This window comes from Pseudomonas sp. B10, from assembly GCF_900156235.1.
Classification (GTDB): domain Bacteria; phylum Pseudomonadota; class Gammaproteobacteria; order Pseudomonadales; family Pseudomonadaceae; genus Aquipseudomonas; species Aquipseudomonas siliginis.
Genome location: NZ_LT707063.1, coordinates 1152631 through 1170379, shown reverse-complemented (window position 1 = coordinate 1170379; position 17749 = coordinate 1152631). Strand labels below are relative to the sequence as shown.

Genomic DNA, 17749 nt, shown 5'->3' with positions numbered 1-17749 from the left:
GGTTTACCCCATCCCTGGAGGAGCTGGCTGGCCAGCGAGGCTGGCGGGCCGACCTGTCTCTGGTTGAAATACGCGGTGTCAGTGGGCATGGAACGCCACCTGATTGCGCCCCGCAGCTTTCGCCTGATACAGCTGCTGATCGGCGCGTTTGATCAGGGCCGTGTGGTTGTTGTCTGCCGGATCTGCCAGGCCAAGGCCAATACTCACCGTGACGTTGCCGACGCCCGGAAACTGCGCTTCGGCGACTGCCGTGCGAATCTTTTCGGCGACGACTTCCGGGGTGTCAGGTTGCGCGACTTCCGGCAGCAGTACGGCGAACTCTTCGCCGCCGTAGCGGGCGACGAAATCGGTGCTGCGTACGCTGTTCTGGATCAAGGTCGCCAGTTGTTGCAGGACCTCGTCACCGACCGCGTGGCCATGGCTGTCATTGATGCGTTTGAAGTGGTCGGCATCGATCAGCAACAGGGCAAAAGGGCGCCCGGTGCGTCGGGACAGCAGCGAGTATTCAGTGATTTTTTCGTCAAAACGGCGACGGTTGTAAACGCCGGTCAAGCCGTCATGTGTGGCCAGACTCAGCAGTTCGGCGTTGGCCTCAGTGAGTGCAGCGGTGCGTTGTGCCACGGTGGCTTCCAGCGAGGCGTTGGCTTCTTGCAGCTCTCGTTCCTTGCCGAGCAGTGACTGCGTCATTGCGTCGATGGACTGGCCGAGCTGGGCGATTTCCAGCACCGGATGCTGCAGCTGGAACTGTGCCCCGGCCTGGTTGTTTTGCACTTGTTTGGCCGAGCGTGCCAGTTGTTCGATAGGGCGGCTCAGGTACAGTGCCAGGTAATAAGCCACCAGACCGAAAACGATGGCGGCGAAAACGCCGAGGATCAGCAATTCGTATTGCAGCATCCGCGCCGGTTGCAGCGCAGTCTCCAATGGCTGGCGAATGGCGATCGACCATGATAGCGCCGTGCCCGATGGCGTCGGCACGGTGACCATGCTGGTCAGGTAACCGTTGGCCGCCGTCCAGCCCGACAATACCGGATCGTTGGTCGCCAGCTGTTGGCCCATCAGCGCTTCGGGGTAGAGCACCTTGCCATCGTGGTCGACGATCAGCGCCTGAATATCCGGCGCCGAGTTCTTGTGGGAAAACGCCGCCGACTCGACGATGCGCGTCACCCAACTCCAGTGTGCATGTGCACCCAGCACGCCAATCACCTGCCCTTCGGCATTGTGGATTGGCGCGGCAAAATCGATGAAGCGCAGCGGCTCGCCATTGGGCAGGCCCGGCAACAACTTGGCCAGCAACACTGCTTCATGGGGATCGCCGGTGTATTGCCGGCGCAGGCCGATCTGGAACCACGGGCGTTTCTGCACCGATTGACCGACCAGCAGATCATTGACCGCCTGGCGCACGTTGCCCTCGGCGTCGGTGACGCCCATCCACGCATATTCGGCGCGCGCCTGGGTGCGCAACTGCATCGACTTGAGGATGGCTGGATTGTCCAGATCGCCACGCTCCAGATGCGGCGCGCGACTGAGCAGATAGACCTCCAGTTGCCGCTCGCGCAGTTGCTCACCCAATAACGTCGCCGCCGCGCGCGCCGTGTTCAGCAACGCGTTGCCGCTGGCCTGTTTCATTTGTTCGGTGGCGATGTGACCGACATAAAAGCCGACGCTCAATAACGTCAGCAGGGACAAACCGCCGAACCACAGGGTGAGATGGCTACGCAGACTGGCTTTGAACATGGAGGCGGGTGCCTGTCTTTATTGAAGTGGCGCCATGGTATGCGACATCGCCGACGGCGGGCCAGCGAACGGGTTCAAGTAAATACAAAGAAGATTGATGCCAATGAGCCATCATTTTGGTTAGAATGCGCGCCGCCCGAGAGACGGATCCCGGGCGTTCCCCCATGGAGTTTTACTGTGAAATACCTCAGCAAAGTAGTCGCCGCCGCACTGTTCGGTGTGGTTCTGGCAGGTTGCACCGGCGCCCCGATGAAAACCGCCCATTACGACAGCAACCAATACACCGTGGTTGGCCACAGCGAAGCATCGGCCACCGGCCTGCTGCTGTTTGGCATCATCCCTATCCGCCAGAACAGCCGATTTGTGCGCGCGCAAAACGCGGCCATCCAAGCCAAGGGCGGCGATGCAATGATCAACACGCAGGTTCAGGAAAACTGGTTCTGGGCCTGGGTTCTGACCGGCTACACCACCACCATCTCCGGTGACGTGGTCAAGCTGAAAAACGCGCAATAAGCGACGGCTGAATGCAAAAAAGCCCGGCTGATCAGGCCGGGCTTTTTCATGGGTGTTGCGGACATGCAGTTGATTCATGCGACACGGCGCTCGATCAGACGATCAGAACCACCTTCGGCAACACGGCGTTCGATCAAGCGATCAGAACCACCTTCGGCAACACGGCGTTCGATCAGACGATCAGAACCACCCTCGGCAACACGGCGTTCGATCAGACGATCAGAGCCACCCTCGGCAACGCGGCGTTCGATCAGACGATCGGAACCACCTTCAGCAACGCGGCGTTCGATCAAGCGATCAGAGCCACCTTCAGCAACGCGGCGTTCGATCAGACGATCGGAACCACCTTCAGCAACACGGCGTTCGATCAAGCGATCAGAGCCACCTTCAGCAACGCGGCGTTCGATCAGACGATCGGAACCACCTTCGGCAACACGGCGTTCGATCAGACGATCGGAACCACCTTCGGCAACACGGCGTTCGATCAGACGATCCGAACCGCCTTCAGCCAGACGGCTTTCGATCAGCTTGTCCGAGCCGCCTTCAGCGACCAGGGTGTGAGCAGGCGTTACTGCAAAAGCGTTAACTGCAAAAACCGAGAAAGCGATGCCGAGAAGGGTTTGGCGTTTCATGATCGTGTGCTCCAGGAAGTTGTTTGTTTGTCTGGAGCCGATGTTACGCCGCGCAGTTTTTATGAGAACTTCATTGAGGTGATGGTGAACATCGACGCCGATGATGTTTGCCAGGAGCGGTGATTCAGAGCGCTTTCGCCCGGATGCACAACTCGCCGCTGGCACGAATCAGCGCCAGGTCATGCAGCGAATCGGCGGCCAGACCGTTGCGGACATCGGCCAGCCATGCTGGGCAATTCGGATCCTGGCGATAGGGCGCGAATGCGGCGTACTGCTGCAGCAAGCGCTTTTGCAGCTCATCCAGCTGCGGACGAATCTGCTTGCCCAGATCCGGACGCGGTGTGTCCGGTGCAGCACCTGCCGCTTGCCATTGCGCGAGCAGACCGTATTGCACCAGTTTGTTCGCTTCCATCTGTGCGGCGATCAGTTGCGCGACGTCGTCCGGATCGAGTTTGTGTTCGGTGGCCAGAGTTCGGGCATTGGCGATGACCTGCGCCTCACGCGGGCTGTCCTGGATCGGCTTGCCGCTGTCCCATTTGGTCAACGCAACCAGATCACCGATGCTCAGGCGTTCATTCAAAGTGGCCAGTAGCGGTTTCAATGAAGCAGGCGCCGCTGCGGGTGCGGCTGCCTGCGCGTAGGCGGCCGACAGAGCGAGGAGGGAGCCAAGCAGAAAATTTGCAACGTTACGCATGAACCGAGCCTCAATAGTACGTGTCGACAGAGTCGCTGATTTACCACAGCCGCAACACTGACACAAAGCGATGCACGGCATTTACACAAATGCAAAACAGACAATCAACACTGTCTGGAAATGTTGATTGCACGCTGCACGCAACTCACCGAAGCTATCGTCAATCAGGCCTGCCGCCGTCGAGATGGACCTCCATTCAATGCAAAGCGCCACCTTCGCCAAGCCGCTCTGGCAAACCTATCTGCTGTTTCTCGCACCGATGGTGCTGTCGAACTTCCTGCAATCGATGTCCGGGACGGTCAACAGCATCTACATCGGCCAAATGCTCGGCACTCAAGCGTTGGCGGCAGTGTCCGGCATGTTTCCCGTCGTGTTCTTTTTCATCGCCCTGGTCATCGGCCTTGGCGCGGGTGCTGGCGTGCTGATCGGTCAGGCGTGGGGCGCGCGCGAAACGCACATGGTCAAGGCGATTGCCGGAGCGACATTGCTGCTGGGTGTGCTGATCGGTTTGGTCGCGGCGGTGCTGGGCACGGTGTTTGCGCGACAGGCACTGACGGGGTTGGGCACGCCGGCGGATGTGCTCGACGACGCGGTGGACTATGCCCACGTCATGTTGTGGATCCTGCCATCGCTACTGGTATTCGTGCTGTTCACCCAATTGCTGCGCGGGGTCAGCGATACGCTCTCACCGCTGCTCGCGCTGATCGTCTCCACTGCCGTCGGGCTGGCGTTGACTCCGGCGTTGATTCGCGGCTGGCTGGGCTTGCCGCCACTGGGCATTCAGAGTGCGGCGTATGCCGGGCTGGCGGGGAATCTGTCGGCAATGGCATGGCTCGCCTGGCGGCTGATCCGCAAGGGCCATCCGCTGGCGCCGGATCGAGAGTTCTTTGCCGCGCTGCGACTGGATCGGGCCATTCTCGGCAAGGTCCTGCGCATCGGCCTGCCCACTGGCGTGCAGATGATCGTGCTGTCGTTGTCGGAGCTAGTGATCCTGGCACTGGTCAACCAGCACGGCTCGCAAGCGACGGCGGCCTATGGCGCAGTCACCCAGATTGTCAACTATGTGCAGTTTCCGGCGCTGTCGATTGCGATCACCGCATCGATTCTGGGTGCCCAGGCAATCGGCGCCGGGCATCTGCAACGCATGGGTCCGATCCTGCGCACCGGGCTGTTGATCAATGTGTGCCTGACCGGTGGCCTGATTGTGCTGGGTTATCTGCTATCGCACTGGTTGCTGGGCCTGTTCCTGACCGAGGACTCGACCCGGGCGATGGCCGAGCATCTGCTGCACATCATGCTCTGGAGCCTGTTGGTGTTCGGCTTCCAGGCCATCATCGGCGGGATCATGCGCGCCAGCGGCACCGTCCTGGTGCCGGTGCTCATTTCGATTATTTGCGTGGTCGGCGTGCAGTTGCCGGCGGCGTATTGGCTGGACGGGCAGTTCGGTTTGCAGGGTGTGTGGATGGCGTTCCCGGTTGCCTATTTGGGGATGCTGATTTTGCAGACTCTGTATTACAAATTGGTGTGGAAGCATCAGAAGATAGAGCGGTTGATATAGGCGCTGGCATAACAACGGGTTGTTGGCTTAAGTTAACCAAGGCCCTCGACGACGCACGCCGCCAGGAGAATGTCATGACGTTGCGATTGCTGCTGGTTGCCGCGTTTACATCGTGCGTCATGGTCGGTGCGCAGGCGGCTGAATATAACCGGGTCAACACCAGCGCCAGCCAGATCAGCTTCACCTATCAGCAGATGGGCTCGCGAATGTACGGCACCTTCGGCAAGTTCGAGGCGACGCTGGACTTCGATACCGACGACCTCGGCAAAGCCCAGACCACGCTGCATATCGATCTCGCCAGCATCGATGCCGGCAGTGAAGACGCCAATACCGAACTGGTGAAACCGGCGTGGTTCGACACCGGGAAATTCCCGCTCGCGGTGTTCAAGTCCAGCCGTTTTACTCAAGTTGACGAGCGTCGTTACCAAGTCGTCGGTCAGCTCACGCTCAAGGGCATCACTCGCGAGGTCGAGGTGCCGGTGCAGTTGAAACCGGACAACGCCATCGGCATCTTCGATGGTGAGCTGGTGCTCAACCGTGAGGCGTTCGGCCTCGGCGCAGGGGAGTGGGCCGACAGCGTGGTGTCCAGAGACATCAACATCAAATTCAGAGTGGTGGCGCCACAACAGTGACCGTTCAGTAATATCGGTCCTGTTCCTTCATCGCCTGAATCTGCCAGAACGTCCGGCCGGAAATCAGCAGGAACAGCAGGGCGAGCGTCACGCCGCCGGTCATGATGTAAAAACCTGCGCGATAGCTTTGCAGCTGGCTGGCGATGGCGCTTTTTTCCGGCATCCAGGGCGAGACCAATAGCGCAATCGGGCCATTGACTTCGTACTGGGTGTGTTCGGCGTAGCGTTCGTCGACAAAATCACCTTCATGGAGCTGGCCCAGCTCGTCGGCATAACGATAGTGAATGATTTTGCCATTCTTGTTCATCAGGATCTCTTCCAGCTGCGTGACAGTGCCGTTGGTTTGCGCGCCATTGAAATTCAGCAGCGCATACAGAATGCCTTGATGGCGCGCCATCCCGGCGAGGAGCAAGACCACGCAGCAGGCGACAGTGAGCATGACGACGCGGTTGTAAAGATGATCTTTTGCGGCTTCGCGCGGGTAATACATGGCCCGGTCCTTGGTAGTGAAATGAGGGTGTTCGTTACATCGGCCTTCGACAGCGGATCTTTAAACGGTGGTCTATCGCGGCACGGTATGATGTCGCGGTTCGTCGACGGCTCTGATCATCGGCAACGTTTTTTATCGCCGGAGTTTGCCCATGCCACGCATCACCCACTACACCTCCCCATGCCCGGAAAGCGTCAACAGCCAGATCCTGCAAATGGTCGTCGATTACCTGACCGACATCAGTGCGGTCGGCCTCGGCCCGAGCAATCTGCTGTACAACGTTTATCAGTACGCGGTGGGTTATGAGGTGCATCTCTACCTTGAGGCGTTGAACGGCCAGAAGGGCACCGAGGTGGAATTGCTGGTGGCCACCGACGATGAGGATCCAGAGCAGGTCATAGGCTTTCTGCTGTACCTGCCGGTGCAGGGCGATTGGGAGGCGTGCAGCGTCGCGTACATGGCGGTGCGTGAAGGTCATCGGCGTCAGGGTGTGGCGCGGGCGATGCTCGCGGACATGGTCGGGCGCTACCCGCATGCGGAACTGGCCTGCAGCATTGGCAAGGTGCCGTATTTCGAGGCACTGGGTTTTGAAGTGATCGGCCAGCGCGAAACCCAGGTGCTGATGAGCACGCGGCATTACCGCAGCAACGGCCTGCGCGGGTTCATCGACACGACGCCGATCTATCGCTCGCTGGAAGTGCAGCAGATTCACACCTATCTGCTGCAGAAGAACGGCAAGCGCGCGATGCTCGATGCGGAAAAACAACGCGACCGCCATCTGGACCAGACCAGCCGCCACGTAGAAGAATTCGTCCGTCAGCGCCTGACTCTGCATTGACCGGGAGCGTGCAATGGACGACTCAAGTACCGCCAGTCGTCCTTGCACAATGCCGGTTCATGCCGGACGCGACCCCGGCCAACCGGATTTTTTCAGCGCCGCCAGAAGCGTCTGCCCATCCAGGCCCGGCACCGAATGACCGTTGCCCTCGCTGCTGTTGCTGGCGAGCAGGGCATTGATGATCGCTTCTTCCACGGCTTCGGTCGCGGCCAGAAACAGCTCGCTGATGTGGTCGTTGTTGACCATGCGCAAACCGTCGCAGGTGGCTGCGCGTTTAGCCTCGTAAGCGGCAGGCGGGACATGATCATTGCCGGTGGCGAAAGCAATGAAGATGTCGCCGCTGTGGTCTTTGTTACCGCCGCCGGTACGCGCCAGGCCCAGGCTGGCACGCTGTGCCAGGCGCGTGCATTGATGGGGCAGCAGCGGCGCATCAGTCGCCAGGCAAACGACGATCGAGCCCATGCCCGGGTGCGGCAGCGCTGCCCGCAGGAACGGTGAATCCTTCTGTTCCATATAGCGCCCGACCGGGTAACCATCGACGCGTAATTCACTGCGAATGCCGTGGTTGGCCTGCACGATCGCGCCAACGGTCCAGCCTCCCTGGGCAGCACTCAAACGGCGCGATGCGGTGCCGATGCCACCTTTGAATTCGTGGCAGATCATGCCGCTGCCACCACCCACCGCACCTTCGCGCACCGGCCCGTTCACGGCGCCGTTCAGCGCTTGGGCGACATGCTCGGGTTTGACGTGAAAGCCGTTGATGTCATTGAGCAGTCCATCGAAGGTTTCCAGCACCACCGGCATATTCCAGTAAAGCCGCCCGTCATCCGGCTGTTGCTCACGGTCCAGCACAATCAGCGCATCCCGCACCACACCGAGGCTGTGGGTGTTGGTAAAGGCAATCGGACTGGTCAGCAGACCGGCCTCGCGAATCCATTCCAGGCCGGTCGCATCACCGTTGCCATTGAGTACATGCACGCCGGCAAAGCACGGTTGCTGGCTGGTCGAGCCGGGGCGCGGCTCGATCAGCGTGACGCCGGTGCAGATGTCACGGCCGCTGCTGCTGCGACCACGTACATTGCTGTGACCGACGCGCACCCCCGGCACATCGGTAATGGCGTTGAGCGGGCCGGGTTGCATCTGGCCAATCAGGATATCGAGATCACGGGCACGCGGATTCATAGGATTCAGTCTCTTCATTGAAAAGGTCGGGCGGCTTACCGCTCGGATGAGGCAGGCAGATTTCTTGCGCGGGTTACTGGCCGTTCTTGACCTTGCTCCACACCCGCGTACGCACGCGTTCGGCGGCTTTGGGTAAGGGTTCGAGGGTGTAGAGGGTGGCCATGGCGGCAGGGGACGGGTAGACCGCCGGGTTGTCGCGAGTTGCTGCTGCCACCAGCGTTGTCGCGGCGCGATTGCCATTCGGGTACGACAAGTGATCACTGACCGGCGCGATCACCTCCGGTCGCAGCAGGTAATCGATAAACGCCAGGCCTTGGGCGCGATTGGGCGCGTCCTTGAGCAGCACCAGAGTGTCAAACCACACAGGCGCGCCTTCCTTGGGCAGGCTGTAGGCGATCTTTACGCCGTTGCTGGCCTGCTCGGCGTTGGTCTTGGCTTCGAGCATCGCCCCGGACCAGCCAACCGCCACGCAGATATTGCCGTTGGACAGATCGCTGATGAACTTCGAGGAGTTGAAGTAGGCGATGTGCGGGCGCAGCTTGAGCAGCAGTGCTTCGGCTTTTTTGTAGTCTTCGGGATTGGTGCTGTTTGGCGGCAAGCCCAGGTAATGCAGGGCGACCGGCAGCATTTCCGACGGCGAATCGAGCATCGCCACGCCGCACTCGGCCAGTTTGGCCAGATTGGCTTCGTTGAACAGCAACTCCCAGGAGTCCACCGGCGCTTTGTCACCCAACACGGCGCGGACTTTGTCGACGTTGTAGCCGATGCCGTTGGTGCCCCACAGGTAAGGCACGGCGTACTGATTGCCCGGATCGTTGACCGCGAGTTTCTTCAACAGCTCGGGGTCGAGATTCTGCCAGCCTGGCAGTTGATCGCGAGGCAAAGGGGCGAGGGCGCCGGCCTTGATCAGGGTCGGCAGGCTGAAGTTGCTCGCCACGACAACGTCGTAGCCGCTGCGGCTGGTCATTAGTTTGCCTTCGAGCACTTCGGCGCTGTCGAAGGTGTCGTACACCGGCCGGATGCCGCTGTCGCGCTGGAAATCATGCAGCGTGTTCGGCCCGATGTAGTCGTACCAGTTGTAGACATGCACGCTCGGTACGTCTGCCGCCATGGCGACCGAGGAGAGACAAAAACAGGCCAGCAGGCCCGGGTTGATAGATCCACGGTGACGACGCATGATGCGGCACTCTTGGCCTGTCGCAGGCCGGTGATGAACTGGAGTGGTCAGGCTAGCGGGCCGGTCACACCAGCCCCATTCCCATCATGGGTTACTCGAAAGGGGTAGTGCGTGGACGCGTTGTTGCAGGAATTGCCGGTGCATCAGAGTCTGGCGCGGGTATTTACCCAGCTCGGGCAGGACGGTTTCTGGCGCGCGCTGGTCGACACCCTGCGCCTGCTGGTGTCGCTGGACAATGCCCTCGTCGCCCTGATGCAGCCCGGCCAGCCGCCGCGTTTGCTGATCGACTTCGACAGCAAGGGCTATGTCGACGATCAGCAAGAGCTGGCCGGTTATACCGCCGGCATGTACCTGCTCGATCCGTTTTATCAAGCCGCCGTCAGCGGGATCAGCGACGGCCTGCACAGCCTGGCGTCCGTTGCGCCGGATCAGTTTCTGCACAGCGAGTATTACCAGAGCTACTTTCGTGCCGTGGTGGGCGAGGATGAATTGCAGTTTCTGATCAACGTCGAAGGCGCGGTACTCGGCTTGTCCCTGGGCCGCTCGACCGCGTTTGGCATGGCCGAGCAGGGTCGGCTGTTGTGCGTTCGTGACTGGGTATTGGCGGCGATGCGTCGCCACATGCAGTTGCTGCCGCCGCAAGGGCCGGTGGCTGAAGCGGTGGTGGGTGATCTGGCGACGCTGCTGGACCGTTTCGATGCCCGGCTGACAGCACGCGAGATCGACACGGCGCGCCTGATCCTGCAGGGCTTTTCCAGCAAGGCGATGGCCCAGCAGATGGGGATTTCGCCGGAGACCGTGAAAGTGCATCGACGCAATCTCTATCACAAGCTCAATGTCACCGGGCATGGTGAGTTGTTTGCGCTGGTGCTGCGGCCGACGGCTTTTTGATCAACACAGAACTTGTGTGGGAGCGAGCAGGCTCGCTCCCACAGAGGCGGCCCTGGTGTTTCAGCTGATGCGGCGGAAGACCAGGGCTTTCAGGCCGCTCTCTGGGTCGATATCGGGAAACTCTGGCGGGTTGTCCAGCCGATGATCGAAGCGCAGGCTCGGCGCTTCCTGGGTCACGCCATCAATGAGAAAGTCGGAACCGAACGACGGGTCGTTCATGCACGCCAGCACCGTGCCTTGCGCGGTGAGCAGTTCCGGCAAGCGGCGCAGCACCCGTTGATAGTCCTTGGTCAGCAAAAAGCTGCCTTTCTGAAACGACGGCGGGTCGATGATCACCAGATCGTACGGGCCGCTGTTGATCACTTTGCCCCAGGATTTGAACAGGTCGTGGCCGAGAAAGCTGACCTTGCTCAGGTCGTGGCCGTTCAGGCGGTGATTGTCACGCCCTCGGCTCAGGGCCGCACGGGACATGTCGAGATTCACCACATGGCTGGCGCCACCCTCGATTGCCGCTACGGAAAAACCGCAGGTGTAGGCGAACAGGTTCAACACCCGCTTGCCCGCCGCCTGTTCGCGCACCCAGTTGCGGCCGTAGCGCATGTCGAGAAACAGCCCGGCGTTCTGCTTGCGCCCCAGGTCAACGCGGTACTGCAAGCCACCCTCGACAATGGTCATCTCTTCGATTTCCTCCCCGATCAGCCATTCGGCCGTGCTCTGCGGCAGATAACGATGCTGGATCAGCAAAGTGTGCGCGCCGGACTGCTGCCATTCGGCCGAGGCGGCGAGTTGCAGCAGTAAATCCCGCAGATCCTGCAGTTGCTCAGGCGCCGGCTCCTTGAACAGCGACACCAGCACCACGCCCTGCAACCAGTCCACGGTCAACTGCTCCAGCCCCGGCCAGCAGCGTCCGCGCCCGTGAAACAAACGACGGGTTTCGCTGGGTGCCGCCGCCAGTGCGGGCAGCAAATGAGCGTGGAGGGTAGCGAGGGCTTGAGGGTTCATGGATCAGGATCGGCCAGGCAAAGGGCCGGCATTTTAACCACAATTGAGGGTTTTCGATGGGCGCCGCGCTTCGAAAAACAACACCTTGGCGAAATCTGCTGTATCAAAAGTGAATTTCTACAAGGCGCGCTGCTCATACCTGATAAGCAGCGGATTCAAACCGCTTATCAAAAATGTAATTCGGGGGAGTGCTGTTCATGTGCCCTACACCTACGTCGAGCGCGCACCTTCCTGGCGGGTTGATTCTGGTTGTCGAGGACGATCCGTTGATTCTGGAGTTTCTTTGCGAAATTCTCCAGGAGGAAGGGTTCAAGGTCGAACCGCAAACCAGCGCCGACGCTGCGTCGCTGTATCTGGAAAAGCACGCGGCGGACGTCGCGTTGTTGCTGACCGACATCACCATGCCCGGCACGCTTAACGGCGCGGACCTGGCCAATCTGTTCGGCGATCGCTGGCCGGAAAAACCGGTGATGGTCATGTCCGGCTATGAAACGCCTGAGACCTCCGGGGTCAAGCATTCGGTGGCGTTCATCAAGAAGCCGTGGGCGATAGGTCAATTGCTCGACTGTGTGGAAAGTGCGTTCAAATCCAAGGCCCCGCAGTTGCACTGACAAGTGCTACATTGCCGGGCCAGGCTGCCCGGCCAACTGTCAGAGGATTTGTTCTTTTGTCTGCACAAGCATCGGTTTTTGATCGCGCATTCGGCGCGTTCCTGTTTGACATGGACGGCACCGTCCTCAATTCCATCGCCGCCGCCGAGCGCATCTGGTCAGCGTGGGCGGTGCGCCATGGTGTTGATGTCGCGACGTTTTTGCCGACCATCCATGGCGCACGAGCGATCGACACCATCACCCGGCTGAATCTGCCGGGTGTGGATGCCGAGCAGCAAGCGGCGTTTATCACCGCAGCGGAAATCAATGACGTTGAAGGCATTGTCGAGATTCCTGCGGCGGCAGCCTTTCTCAACGCGCTGCCGAAAAATCGTTGGGCGATGGTGACGTCAGCGCCTCGCGATCTGGCCCTGCGGCGGATGGCGGCGGCGGGGATTCCCGAGCCGGCGGTGATGATCACGGCGGAAGATGTAAAGGCTGGCAAACCTGATCCTGCGGGTTATCTCTTGGCTGCAAATAAGCTGGGAGTCGAGCCGGCTGACTGTCTGATTTTTGAAGACGCCACGGTTGGCATTCAGGCTGCGGAAGCGGCGGGCGCTGCACTGATGATCATCACCACCACGCACCAGCATCCGATCGAAACGGCGCATGCGACATTGGCCAGTTACGATGCAATCGGCGTCGGGGTCGATGGCGATGGCTTGCTTCATCTGCTGCAAAACTGAACCGGTGCGAAAAGCGTCATCCCCGTCACCGGTCGGCAGCTCAACCATGCCGGCAATATCGCAACTACGCTGATCCATGCTTCTGAAATCGCCGGCGAGTTAGAGCCCGTAACAGGCATCGACCGTCCGGCGAGATCCCTTGCCCACCGATGAGGTAAACGCATGAAGATCGATCTGAGTGGAAAACTGGCCATTGTCAGCGGCAGTACCGGCGGCATCGGTCTGGGCATCAGCCAGTCGCTGGCCGAAGCCGGGGCGACGGTGGTGGTCATCGGTCGCGACACGGCCAAGGTCGAGCAGGCGCTGGCGAGCATACGCCAAGCCGTGCCCAGCGCGCAGTTGCGTGGTCTGACGGCCGATCTGGGCACGGCCGAGGGTGCGGAAAAGCTGTTCGCCGCCGAACCGCGCGCGGACATTCTGGTGAACAACCTTGGCATCTTCAACGACGTCGATTTCTTCGAGACTCCCGACAGCGAGTGGACGCGCTTCTACGAGGTCAACGTGATTTCCGGCGTGCGTCTGGCGCGGCATTATGTGCCGGCGATGGTTGAGCAGGGTTGGGGCCGGGTGATCTTCCTGTCATCGGAATCCGGGGTGGCGACGCCGGCGGACATGCTCAATTACGGCGTGACCAAAAGCGCCAACCTCGCGGTGTCCCACGGCTTGGCCAAACGTCTGGCTGGTACCGGTGTTACGGTCAACGCGATCCTGCCGGGGCCGACTTTCACCGATGGCCTGCAGGACATGCTCAAGGACGCCGCCGCCGAGTCCGGGCGCGACCTGCGCGACGAAGCCGACGCCTTTGTGCGCAAGGCCCGTCCGACCTCGATCATTCAGCGCGTGGCGGATGTTTCGGAAGTGGCGCATCTGGTCACTTACATTGCTTCACCGCTGTCCTCGGCCACCACTGGCGCAGCGTTGCGCGTTGATGGCGGTGTGGTCGACAGCCTGACTATCTGAATTTTCCAAAAGAGAGGTTTTATGCCAACTGCATCCGCAACCATCGACATCCCGGCCTCGGCCGATCAGGTCTGGCAATTGATCGGCGGCTTCAACACGCTGCCGGACTGGCTGCCGTTGATCACCCACAGCGAACTGAGCGAAGGCGGGCGAGTGCGCACCCTGAAAACTGCTGACGGCGGCGTAGTGGTCGAACGTCTGCAGACTTTCGACAACGCTGCCCGAACGTACAGCTATTCGATCGAACAGGCACCGTTTCCGGCCAGCGATTATCTGGCGACGATCAAGGTTGAAGCCCAGGGGCAGGGCTCGCGTGTGGCGTGGTCGGGGCGCTTCAATGCGGTCGGCGTGAGCGATGAAGAAGTGGTGGCGCTGTTCAACGGCATCTACCAGGGCGGGCTCGAAGCCTTGCGGGCGAATTACCCGACCTGAGACGCAGATCGTTCCCACGCTCTGCGTGGGAATGCAGCCCGGGACGCTCTGCGTCCCATTTCGAAAGCCGGAACGCGGAGCGTCCCTTGAGGCATTCCCACGCGGAGCGTGGGAACGATCGGCGCGAGACGTCAGGACTGGCTAATCAAACTCTGCCGACAATCCAGCACCAGTTTCGCCCCGCCCAGATCGCTGCTGCCGACTTCAAGACTGAAGCCGTGCAAGCTGACAATCGCCGCAACGATCGACAACCCCAGACCAAAACCACTCTGCGGCTGGCCACCCTCGGTGCGGTAAAAGCGCTGGAACACCGCCTCACGTTCCGCCTCGGGAATCCCCGGGCCTGAATCGTGCACCTCGATCCGCGTCTGCCCACCGGCATTGACCCCACGCAACATCACCGTGCCACCGGGCGGGGTGAATTTGATCGAGTTGCTCAGCAGGTTTGCCAGCGCTTCGAACAGCAGCGCGCGGTCGCCGTTGAGCGGCGGCAGCGTCTCCGGCATGTTCAGTTGAAAGCGCAGATCGCCTTCCTCGGCCAGCGGCAGATAGAACTCGTGCAACTCCTCCAGCAAACGCACCGGATCAAGTTCGACGAAACCTGAACGGCGCTGGCGATCCTCCAGCTCGGAAATCCGCAACAAACCGCGAAAGCGCGCCATCAGCGTATCCGCTTCAGCCAGTACCAAGTCCAGTTGCGCCGCTTCTTGCGAACCTTCGCCGGCCTGTTGCTGCATGCGATACAACTGCGCGCGCAGGCGGGTCAGCGGCGTGCGCAAATCGTGGGCGATGTTGTCGCAGACACCTTTGACCTCGTTCATCAAGCGCTCGATGCGCTCGAGCATGGCGTTGACGATGGCGGCGAGCATGTCCAGTTCGTCGCGGCGATTGGACAGCGGCAAGCGGTGCGTCAGGTCGCCGGCAACGATGGCTTGCGCGCTGTTCTGGATCGCGCGGATGCGCTGCAGCGGTCGACGCCGCAGCAGATGCCAACCGGCGACCCCGGGAATAATCGTCAACGACACTCCCCAGAACAGCGCGTGCAAAATGATCCGCGTCACCGCAAACAGCGAACCGTTGTCACGCAGCAGCACCAGCCAGCGACCGTCGCGAGTCTGGGTGGCCACAGCATCGCAGCTGTCGCTCGGCAGGGTCGGGTCATCGGAATCGGCGCACTCGGCGAGCATATGGATCTTGCCGTCGAGCGGCAGTCCTTCGGGAATTTGCTGGAGTGCGCCGCCCAGGTAAACACCGTCAGCGCTGAACAGACCATAGGCGTCAATACCGCGAATATCGAAGGTCATGCTGGCCGCGAGCGCGTCTTCGAGTTGCTCGCCGCGAAAATGCGAGAACAGGTGCTGACGTTGCATCAACGAATGTTTGGCGAGCTTGTCGAGGTAGCCGGACACCTCGTAATACATGACCCCCATGAGGATCGCGCTCCACGCCACGAACAGCGAGCTGTACAGCGCCAGCAAGCGGCTGCTGGAGGAGCGCCAGCCGTCAGACGGGTTCGGCAATGACATAGCCCGAGCCCCGTACCGTGCGGATCAGCGGAACGTTGCCGGCCGCGTCGATCTTTTTGCGCAGCCGGCCGATATGCACGTCGATCAGGTTGGTGCCCGGGTCGAAGTGATAACCCCAGACCTCTTCGAAAATCATCATCCGCGAGAGAATCTGGCCGCTGTTGCGCATCAGAAACTCCAGCAGTTTGTATTCGGTGGGCAACAGCGTCAGCACCTGCTCGGCGCGACGGGCTTCGTGGCTGATCAGGTCGAGCTCGAGGTCGGCGACTTTCAGCGTGGTGGCCTGGGTGGCGACGCTGTTCTGCCGGCGCAGCAACACTTCGACCCGCGCGGCCATTTCATCGGTGGCGAACGGCTTGGTCAGGTAGTCATCGCCACCCGCGCGCAAACCGCGTACGCGCTCATCGACGTCGGAGAGGGCGCTGATCATCAGAATCGGCGTCGCCACGCCCATGGTGCGCAGGGTGGTGACGATGGCCAGACCATCCAGCTCGGGCAGCATGCGGTCGAGGGTAATCAGGTCGTAGTTGCCGCTCACGGCGCGGTCGAGGCCTTCGCGGCCATTGTCGACCCAGTCGACGTCCAGCCCGTGGCTGCTCAGTTCGGCAACGATTTCCCGCGCGGTCACGGCGTCGTCTTCGATGGTCAAGATACGAGTCATAGGCAGGCCTGCTGATCGGTTCAAACGGAATGGCAGCATTTTGCCAAGAATTTTCCGTGACGCTTTAAATTAACTTTCATCTTCGTCGCGAAGGTGAATCGGAACTGATCGAATCTGGTCCTCGGTCACCAATGCAGAAAACCCGCAGGTGTTAAGCGTTTATTGCAAATTGCACGGAGCAGGGAAGTTCAAACTTTCTAAATTGTTGAAAAGCATGGATTTATTTAGTTGCTGCAACTGGCACGGTCGCTGCAATTCCTCACCCGACGACTTGTAACACCATTTTTCATGCCTGGAGCACTACAACAATGAATAGATCCCCTGATGGCTATTATCCTGCCTTGGAAGAGTCGAGCAGCGTGTCAGGCGTGTCCTGGGGCGCGATCTTCGCCGGTGCTGCGGCTGCCGCCGCGCTGTCGATGATTCTGGTGCTGCTCGGGTTTGGCCTGGGCTTTTCGGCGGTATCACCGTGGGCCGGAGAAGGCGTCAGCGCCAAGGGCCTGGGCATCTCAACGATCGTCTGGCTGGCGGTGACGCAGATCATTGCTTCCGGTATGGGCGGCTACATTGCCGGTCGTTTGCGGGTGAAGTGGGCCAACATGCACGGTGACGAAGTCTACTTCCGTGACACCGCCCATGGCTTCCTCGCCTGGTGCGTCGCCACGTTGGTCACCGCTGTGCTGGTGGTCGGTTCGGTCAGCAGCGTGATCAGCGGCGGTGTGCAGGCTGGCGCTAACGTTGTTGGCGGTGCTGCCGGTGCGATGAGCCAGGCCGCCGGCTCTGCCGCAGCCAATACTGACAGCGATCAGTACGGCTACTTCGTCGACAGCTTGTTCCGCGATGATCGTCCTGCTGCCGTCAGCGATGACGCTGCACGCGGCACCGTGACCCGCATCTTCGCCCAAAGTCTGGCCAACGGTCAGCTCAGCGCCGAAGATCGCACCTACCTTGCACAACTGGTATCGCAACGTACCAACCTGAGCCAGGCCGATGCTGAACGTCGTGTCGACGAAATCTACGCCAACACCCAGAAAGCCATCGCTGACGCGAAACTGAAAGCTCAGCAAGCGGCCGATACCGCCGCCAAAGTCGCTGCCTACACCTCGTTGTGGATGTTCGTCGCGCTGCTGGCCGGTGCGTTCTTCGCCAGCCTGGCAGCCACCTTCGGCGGTCGTCGTCGCGATGCGGTCGAGTACGTCGAAGTCGACACCTACACCACTACCACTCCGGTCCGTTAAAAAGGAGAGTCACCATGCGCTCATTACTGCTGTTCTTCCTCGGCGTACCGATCCCGATCATCATCCTGATCGCCCTGTTCGTACACTGATCCCTCTGAGGCAGGATGCCTCTGCCGCTTTCATCTTCGGGTGAAAGCGGCTTTTTGCTTTCTGCGGGGCCAGTTCGTCTTCTCCAACTAACCGTTTCCATCCCGCCATTTTCACTGGCCTGGATCAATATTTCGCCTGGCGATATCGCCTACCGTAAATGATC

Annotated in this window: 19 protein-coding genes; 10 read left to right on the top strand and 9 right to left on the bottom strand. The window is 60.5% G+C overall.

Going from position 1 to position 17749, the window contains the following annotated elements:
* Window positions 1-78 precede the first annotated feature (78 nt).
* Window positions 79-1734 carry a sensor domain-containing diguanylate cyclase gene (locus BXA01_RS05275; protein ID WP_076563482.1) on the bottom strand — a complete coding sequence of 552 codons (1656 nt, stop codon included), beginning with the start codon at window positions 1732-1734 and terminating at the stop codon, window positions 79-81.
* A gap of 177 nt (window positions 1735-1911) precedes the next feature.
* Between BXA01_RS05275 and BXA01_RS05270 the strand changes: the two genes are divergently transcribed.
* Entirely contained in the window at window positions 1912-2247 is a 336-nt protein-coding gene (locus BXA01_RS05270) for a hypothetical protein (protein ID WP_076563481.1), read from the top strand.
* Window positions 2248-2321: 74 nt separating this feature from the next.
* Here BXA01_RS05270 and BXA01_RS05265 read toward each other — a convergent pair whose 3' ends face one another.
* Window positions 2322-2879 (bottom strand): phage infection protein, encoded by a 558-nt coding sequence (locus BXA01_RS05265; RefSeq protein ID WP_076563480.1) that lies wholly within the window; start codon window positions 2877-2879, stop codon window positions 2322-2324.
* Window positions 2880-3003: 124 nt separating this feature from the next.
* Complete coding sequence (locus BXA01_RS05260) at window positions 3004-3573, bottom strand: chorismate mutase (protein ID WP_076563479.1); 570 nt, start codon at window positions 3571-3573, stop codon at window positions 3004-3006.
* Between the two features lie 199 nt (window positions 3574-3772).
* On the opposite strand from BXA01_RS05260, the gene BXA01_RS05255 reads away from it, so the two are divergent.
* The gene (locus BXA01_RS05255) at window positions 3773-5131 is read left to right on the top strand and encodes an MATE family efflux transporter (RefSeq protein WP_076563478.1); all 1359 of its coding nucleotides are present in this window, start codon (window positions 3773-3775) and stop codon (window positions 5129-5131) included.
* Window positions 5132-5205: 74 nt separating this feature from the next.
* The gene (locus BXA01_RS05250; protein ID WP_076563477.1) at window positions 5206-5763 is read left to right on the top strand and encodes a YceI family protein; all 558 of its coding nucleotides are present in this window, start codon (window positions 5206-5208) and stop codon (window positions 5761-5763) included.
* A gap of 4 nt (window positions 5764-5767) precedes the next feature.
* Here the strand turns inward: BXA01_RS05250 and BXA01_RS05245 are convergent, their stop codons facing one another.
* Complete coding sequence (locus BXA01_RS05245) at window positions 5768-6253, bottom strand: DUF3592 domain-containing protein (protein ID WP_076563476.1); 486 nt, start codon at window positions 6251-6253, stop codon at window positions 5768-5770.
* Between the two features lie 151 nt (window positions 6254-6404).
* Here BXA01_RS05245 and BXA01_RS05240 point away from each other — a divergent pair, with 151 nt between their 5' ends.
* Complete coding sequence (locus tag BXA01_RS05240) at window positions 6405-7091, top strand: GNAT family N-acetyltransferase (protein ID WP_076563475.1); 687 nt, start codon at window positions 6405-6407, stop codon at window positions 7089-7091.
* Between the two features lie 57 nt (window positions 7092-7148).
* On the opposite strand, the gene BXA01_RS05235 is transcribed toward BXA01_RS05240, so the two are convergent.
* Window positions 7149-8273, bottom strand: coding sequence for a DmpA family aminopeptidase (locus BXA01_RS05235; protein WP_076563474.1), 1125 nt, complete (start codon window positions 8271-8273; stop codon window positions 7149-7151).
* A 73-nt stretch (window positions 8274-8346) separates the two neighbouring features.
* Complete coding sequence (locus BXA01_RS05230) at window positions 8347-9450, bottom strand: polyamine ABC transporter substrate-binding protein (RefSeq protein WP_076563473.1); 1104 nt, start codon at window positions 9448-9450, stop codon at window positions 8347-8349.
* 111 nt (window positions 9451-9561) lie between these two features.
* On the opposite strand from BXA01_RS05230, the gene BXA01_RS05225 reads away from it, so the two are divergent.
* Window positions 9562-10341: a helix-turn-helix transcriptional regulator gene (locus BXA01_RS05225; protein ID WP_076563472.1), complete on the top strand. Its 780-nt coding sequence runs from the start codon at window positions 9562-9564 to the stop codon at window positions 10339-10341.
* Window positions 10342-10401: 60 nt separating this feature from the next.
* On the opposite strand, the gene BXA01_RS05220 is transcribed toward BXA01_RS05225, so the two are convergent.
* Window positions 10402-11343, bottom strand: coding sequence for a class I SAM-dependent methyltransferase (locus BXA01_RS05220; protein ID WP_076563471.1), 942 nt, complete (start codon window positions 11341-11343; stop codon window positions 10402-10404).
* A 197-nt stretch (window positions 11344-11540) separates the two neighbouring features.
* Here BXA01_RS05220 and BXA01_RS05215 point away from each other — a divergent pair, with 197 nt between their 5' ends.
* The 4 genes from BXA01_RS05215 (at window position 11541) to BXA01_RS05200 (ending at window position 14071) form a co-directional block, all read left to right on the top strand.
* Window positions 11541-11954: a response regulator gene (locus BXA01_RS05215; protein ID WP_016775233.1), complete on the top strand. Its 414-nt coding sequence runs from the start codon at window positions 11541-11543 to the stop codon at window positions 11952-11954.
* A 56-nt stretch (window positions 11955-12010) separates the two neighbouring features.
* The gene (locus BXA01_RS05210; RefSeq protein WP_076563470.1) at window positions 12011-12679 is read left to right on the top strand and encodes an HAD-IA family hydrolase; all 669 of its coding nucleotides are present in this window, start codon (window positions 12011-12013) and stop codon (window positions 12677-12679) included.
* 162 nt (window positions 12680-12841) lie between these two features.
* Window positions 12842-13639, top strand: a complete 798-nt coding sequence (locus tag BXA01_RS05205) for an SDR family NAD(P)-dependent oxidoreductase (RefSeq protein WP_076563469.1) — start codon at window positions 12842-12844, stop codon at window positions 13637-13639.
* Window positions 13640-13660: 21 nt separating this feature from the next.
* The gene (locus tag BXA01_RS05200) at window positions 13661-14071 is read left to right on the top strand and encodes an SRPBCC family protein (RefSeq protein WP_076563468.1); all 411 of its coding nucleotides are present in this window, start codon (window positions 13661-13663) and stop codon (window positions 14069-14071) included.
* A 131-nt stretch (window positions 14072-14202) separates the two neighbouring features.
* On the opposite strand, the gene BXA01_RS05195 is transcribed toward BXA01_RS05200, so the two are convergent.
* Together BXA01_RS05195 and BXA01_RS05190 are read right to left on the bottom strand one after the other, a co-directional pair.
* Window positions 14203-15597, bottom strand: coding sequence for a sensor histidine kinase (locus tag BXA01_RS05195; protein WP_056788994.1), 1395 nt, complete (start codon window positions 15595-15597; stop codon window positions 14203-14205).
* Window positions 15575-16258: a response regulator transcription factor gene (locus tag BXA01_RS05190; protein ID WP_056788996.1), complete on the bottom strand. Its 684-nt coding sequence runs from the start codon at window positions 16256-16258 to the stop codon at window positions 15575-15577. The genes BXA01_RS05195 and BXA01_RS05190 overlap by 23 nt, the downstream gene beginning before the upstream one ends.
* A gap of 308 nt (window positions 16259-16566) precedes the next feature.
* On the opposite strand from BXA01_RS05190, the gene BXA01_RS05185 reads away from it, so the two are divergent.
* Window positions 16567-17496, top strand: coding sequence for a hypothetical protein (locus tag BXA01_RS05185; protein WP_076563467.1), 930 nt, complete (start codon window positions 16567-16569; stop codon window positions 17494-17496).
* The last annotated feature ends 253 nt before the right edge of the window (window positions 17497-17749 follow it).

Excerpts from the sequence above, each read along its gene's own strand:
- BXA01_RS05275 (WP_076563482.1), bottom strand. The coding sequence starts at position 1,734 with ATGTTCAAAGCCAGTCTGCGTAGCCATCTCACCCTGTGGTTCGGCGGT.
- BXA01_RS05265 (WP_076563480.1), bottom strand. The coding sequence starts at position 2,879 with ATGAAACGCCAAACCCTTCTCGGCATCGCTTTCTCGGTTTTTGCAGTT.
- BXA01_RS05260 (WP_076563479.1), bottom strand. The coding sequence starts at position 3,573 with ATGCGTAACGTTGCAAATTTTCTGCTTGGCTCCCTCCTCGCTCTGTCG.
- BXA01_RS05255 (WP_076563478.1), top strand. The coding sequence starts at position 3,773 with ATGCAAAGCGCCACCTTCGCCAAGCCGCTCTGGCAAACCTATCTGCTG.
- BXA01_RS05250 (WP_076563477.1), top strand. The coding sequence starts at position 5,206 with ATGACGTTGCGATTGCTGCTGGTTGCCGCGTTTACATCGTGCGTCATG.
- BXA01_RS05245 (WP_076563476.1), bottom strand. The coding sequence starts at position 6,253 with ATGTATTACCCGCGCGAAGCCGCAAAAGATCATCTTTACAACCGCGTC.
- BXA01_RS05240 (WP_076563475.1), top strand. The coding sequence starts at position 6,405 with ATGCCACGCATCACCCACTACACCTCCCCATGCCCGGAAAGCGTCAAC.
- BXA01_RS05235 (WP_076563474.1), bottom strand. The coding sequence starts at position 8,273 with ATGAATCCGCGTGCCCGTGATCTCGATATCCTGATTGGCCAGATGCAA.
- BXA01_RS05230 (WP_076563473.1), bottom strand. The coding sequence starts at position 9,450 with ATGCGTCGTCACCGTGGATCTATCAACCCGGGCCTGCTGGCCTGTTTT.
- BXA01_RS05220 (WP_076563471.1), bottom strand. The coding sequence starts at position 11,343 with ATGAACCCTCAAGCCCTCGCTACCCTCCACGCTCATTTGCTGCCCGCA.
- BXA01_RS05215 (WP_016775233.1), top strand. The coding sequence starts at position 11,541 with ATGTGCCCTACACCTACGTCGAGCGCGCACCTTCCTGGCGGGTTGATT.
- BXA01_RS05205 (WP_076563469.1), top strand. The coding sequence starts at position 12,842 with ATGAAGATCGATCTGAGTGGAAAACTGGCCATTGTCAGCGGCAGTACC.
- BXA01_RS05200 (WP_076563468.1), top strand. The coding sequence starts at position 13,661 with ATGCCAACTGCATCCGCAACCATCGACATCCCGGCCTCGGCCGATCAG.
- BXA01_RS05195 (WP_056788994.1), bottom strand. The coding sequence starts at position 15,597 with ATGTCATTGCCGAACCCGTCTGACGGCTGGCGCTCCTCCAGCAGCCGC.
- BXA01_RS05190 (WP_056788996.1), bottom strand. The coding sequence starts at position 16,258 with ATGACTCGTATCTTGACCATCGAAGACGACGCCGTGACCGCGCGGGAA.
- BXA01_RS05185 (WP_076563467.1), top strand. The coding sequence starts at position 16,567 with ATGAATAGATCCCCTGATGGCTATTATCCTGCCTTGGAAGAGTCGAGC.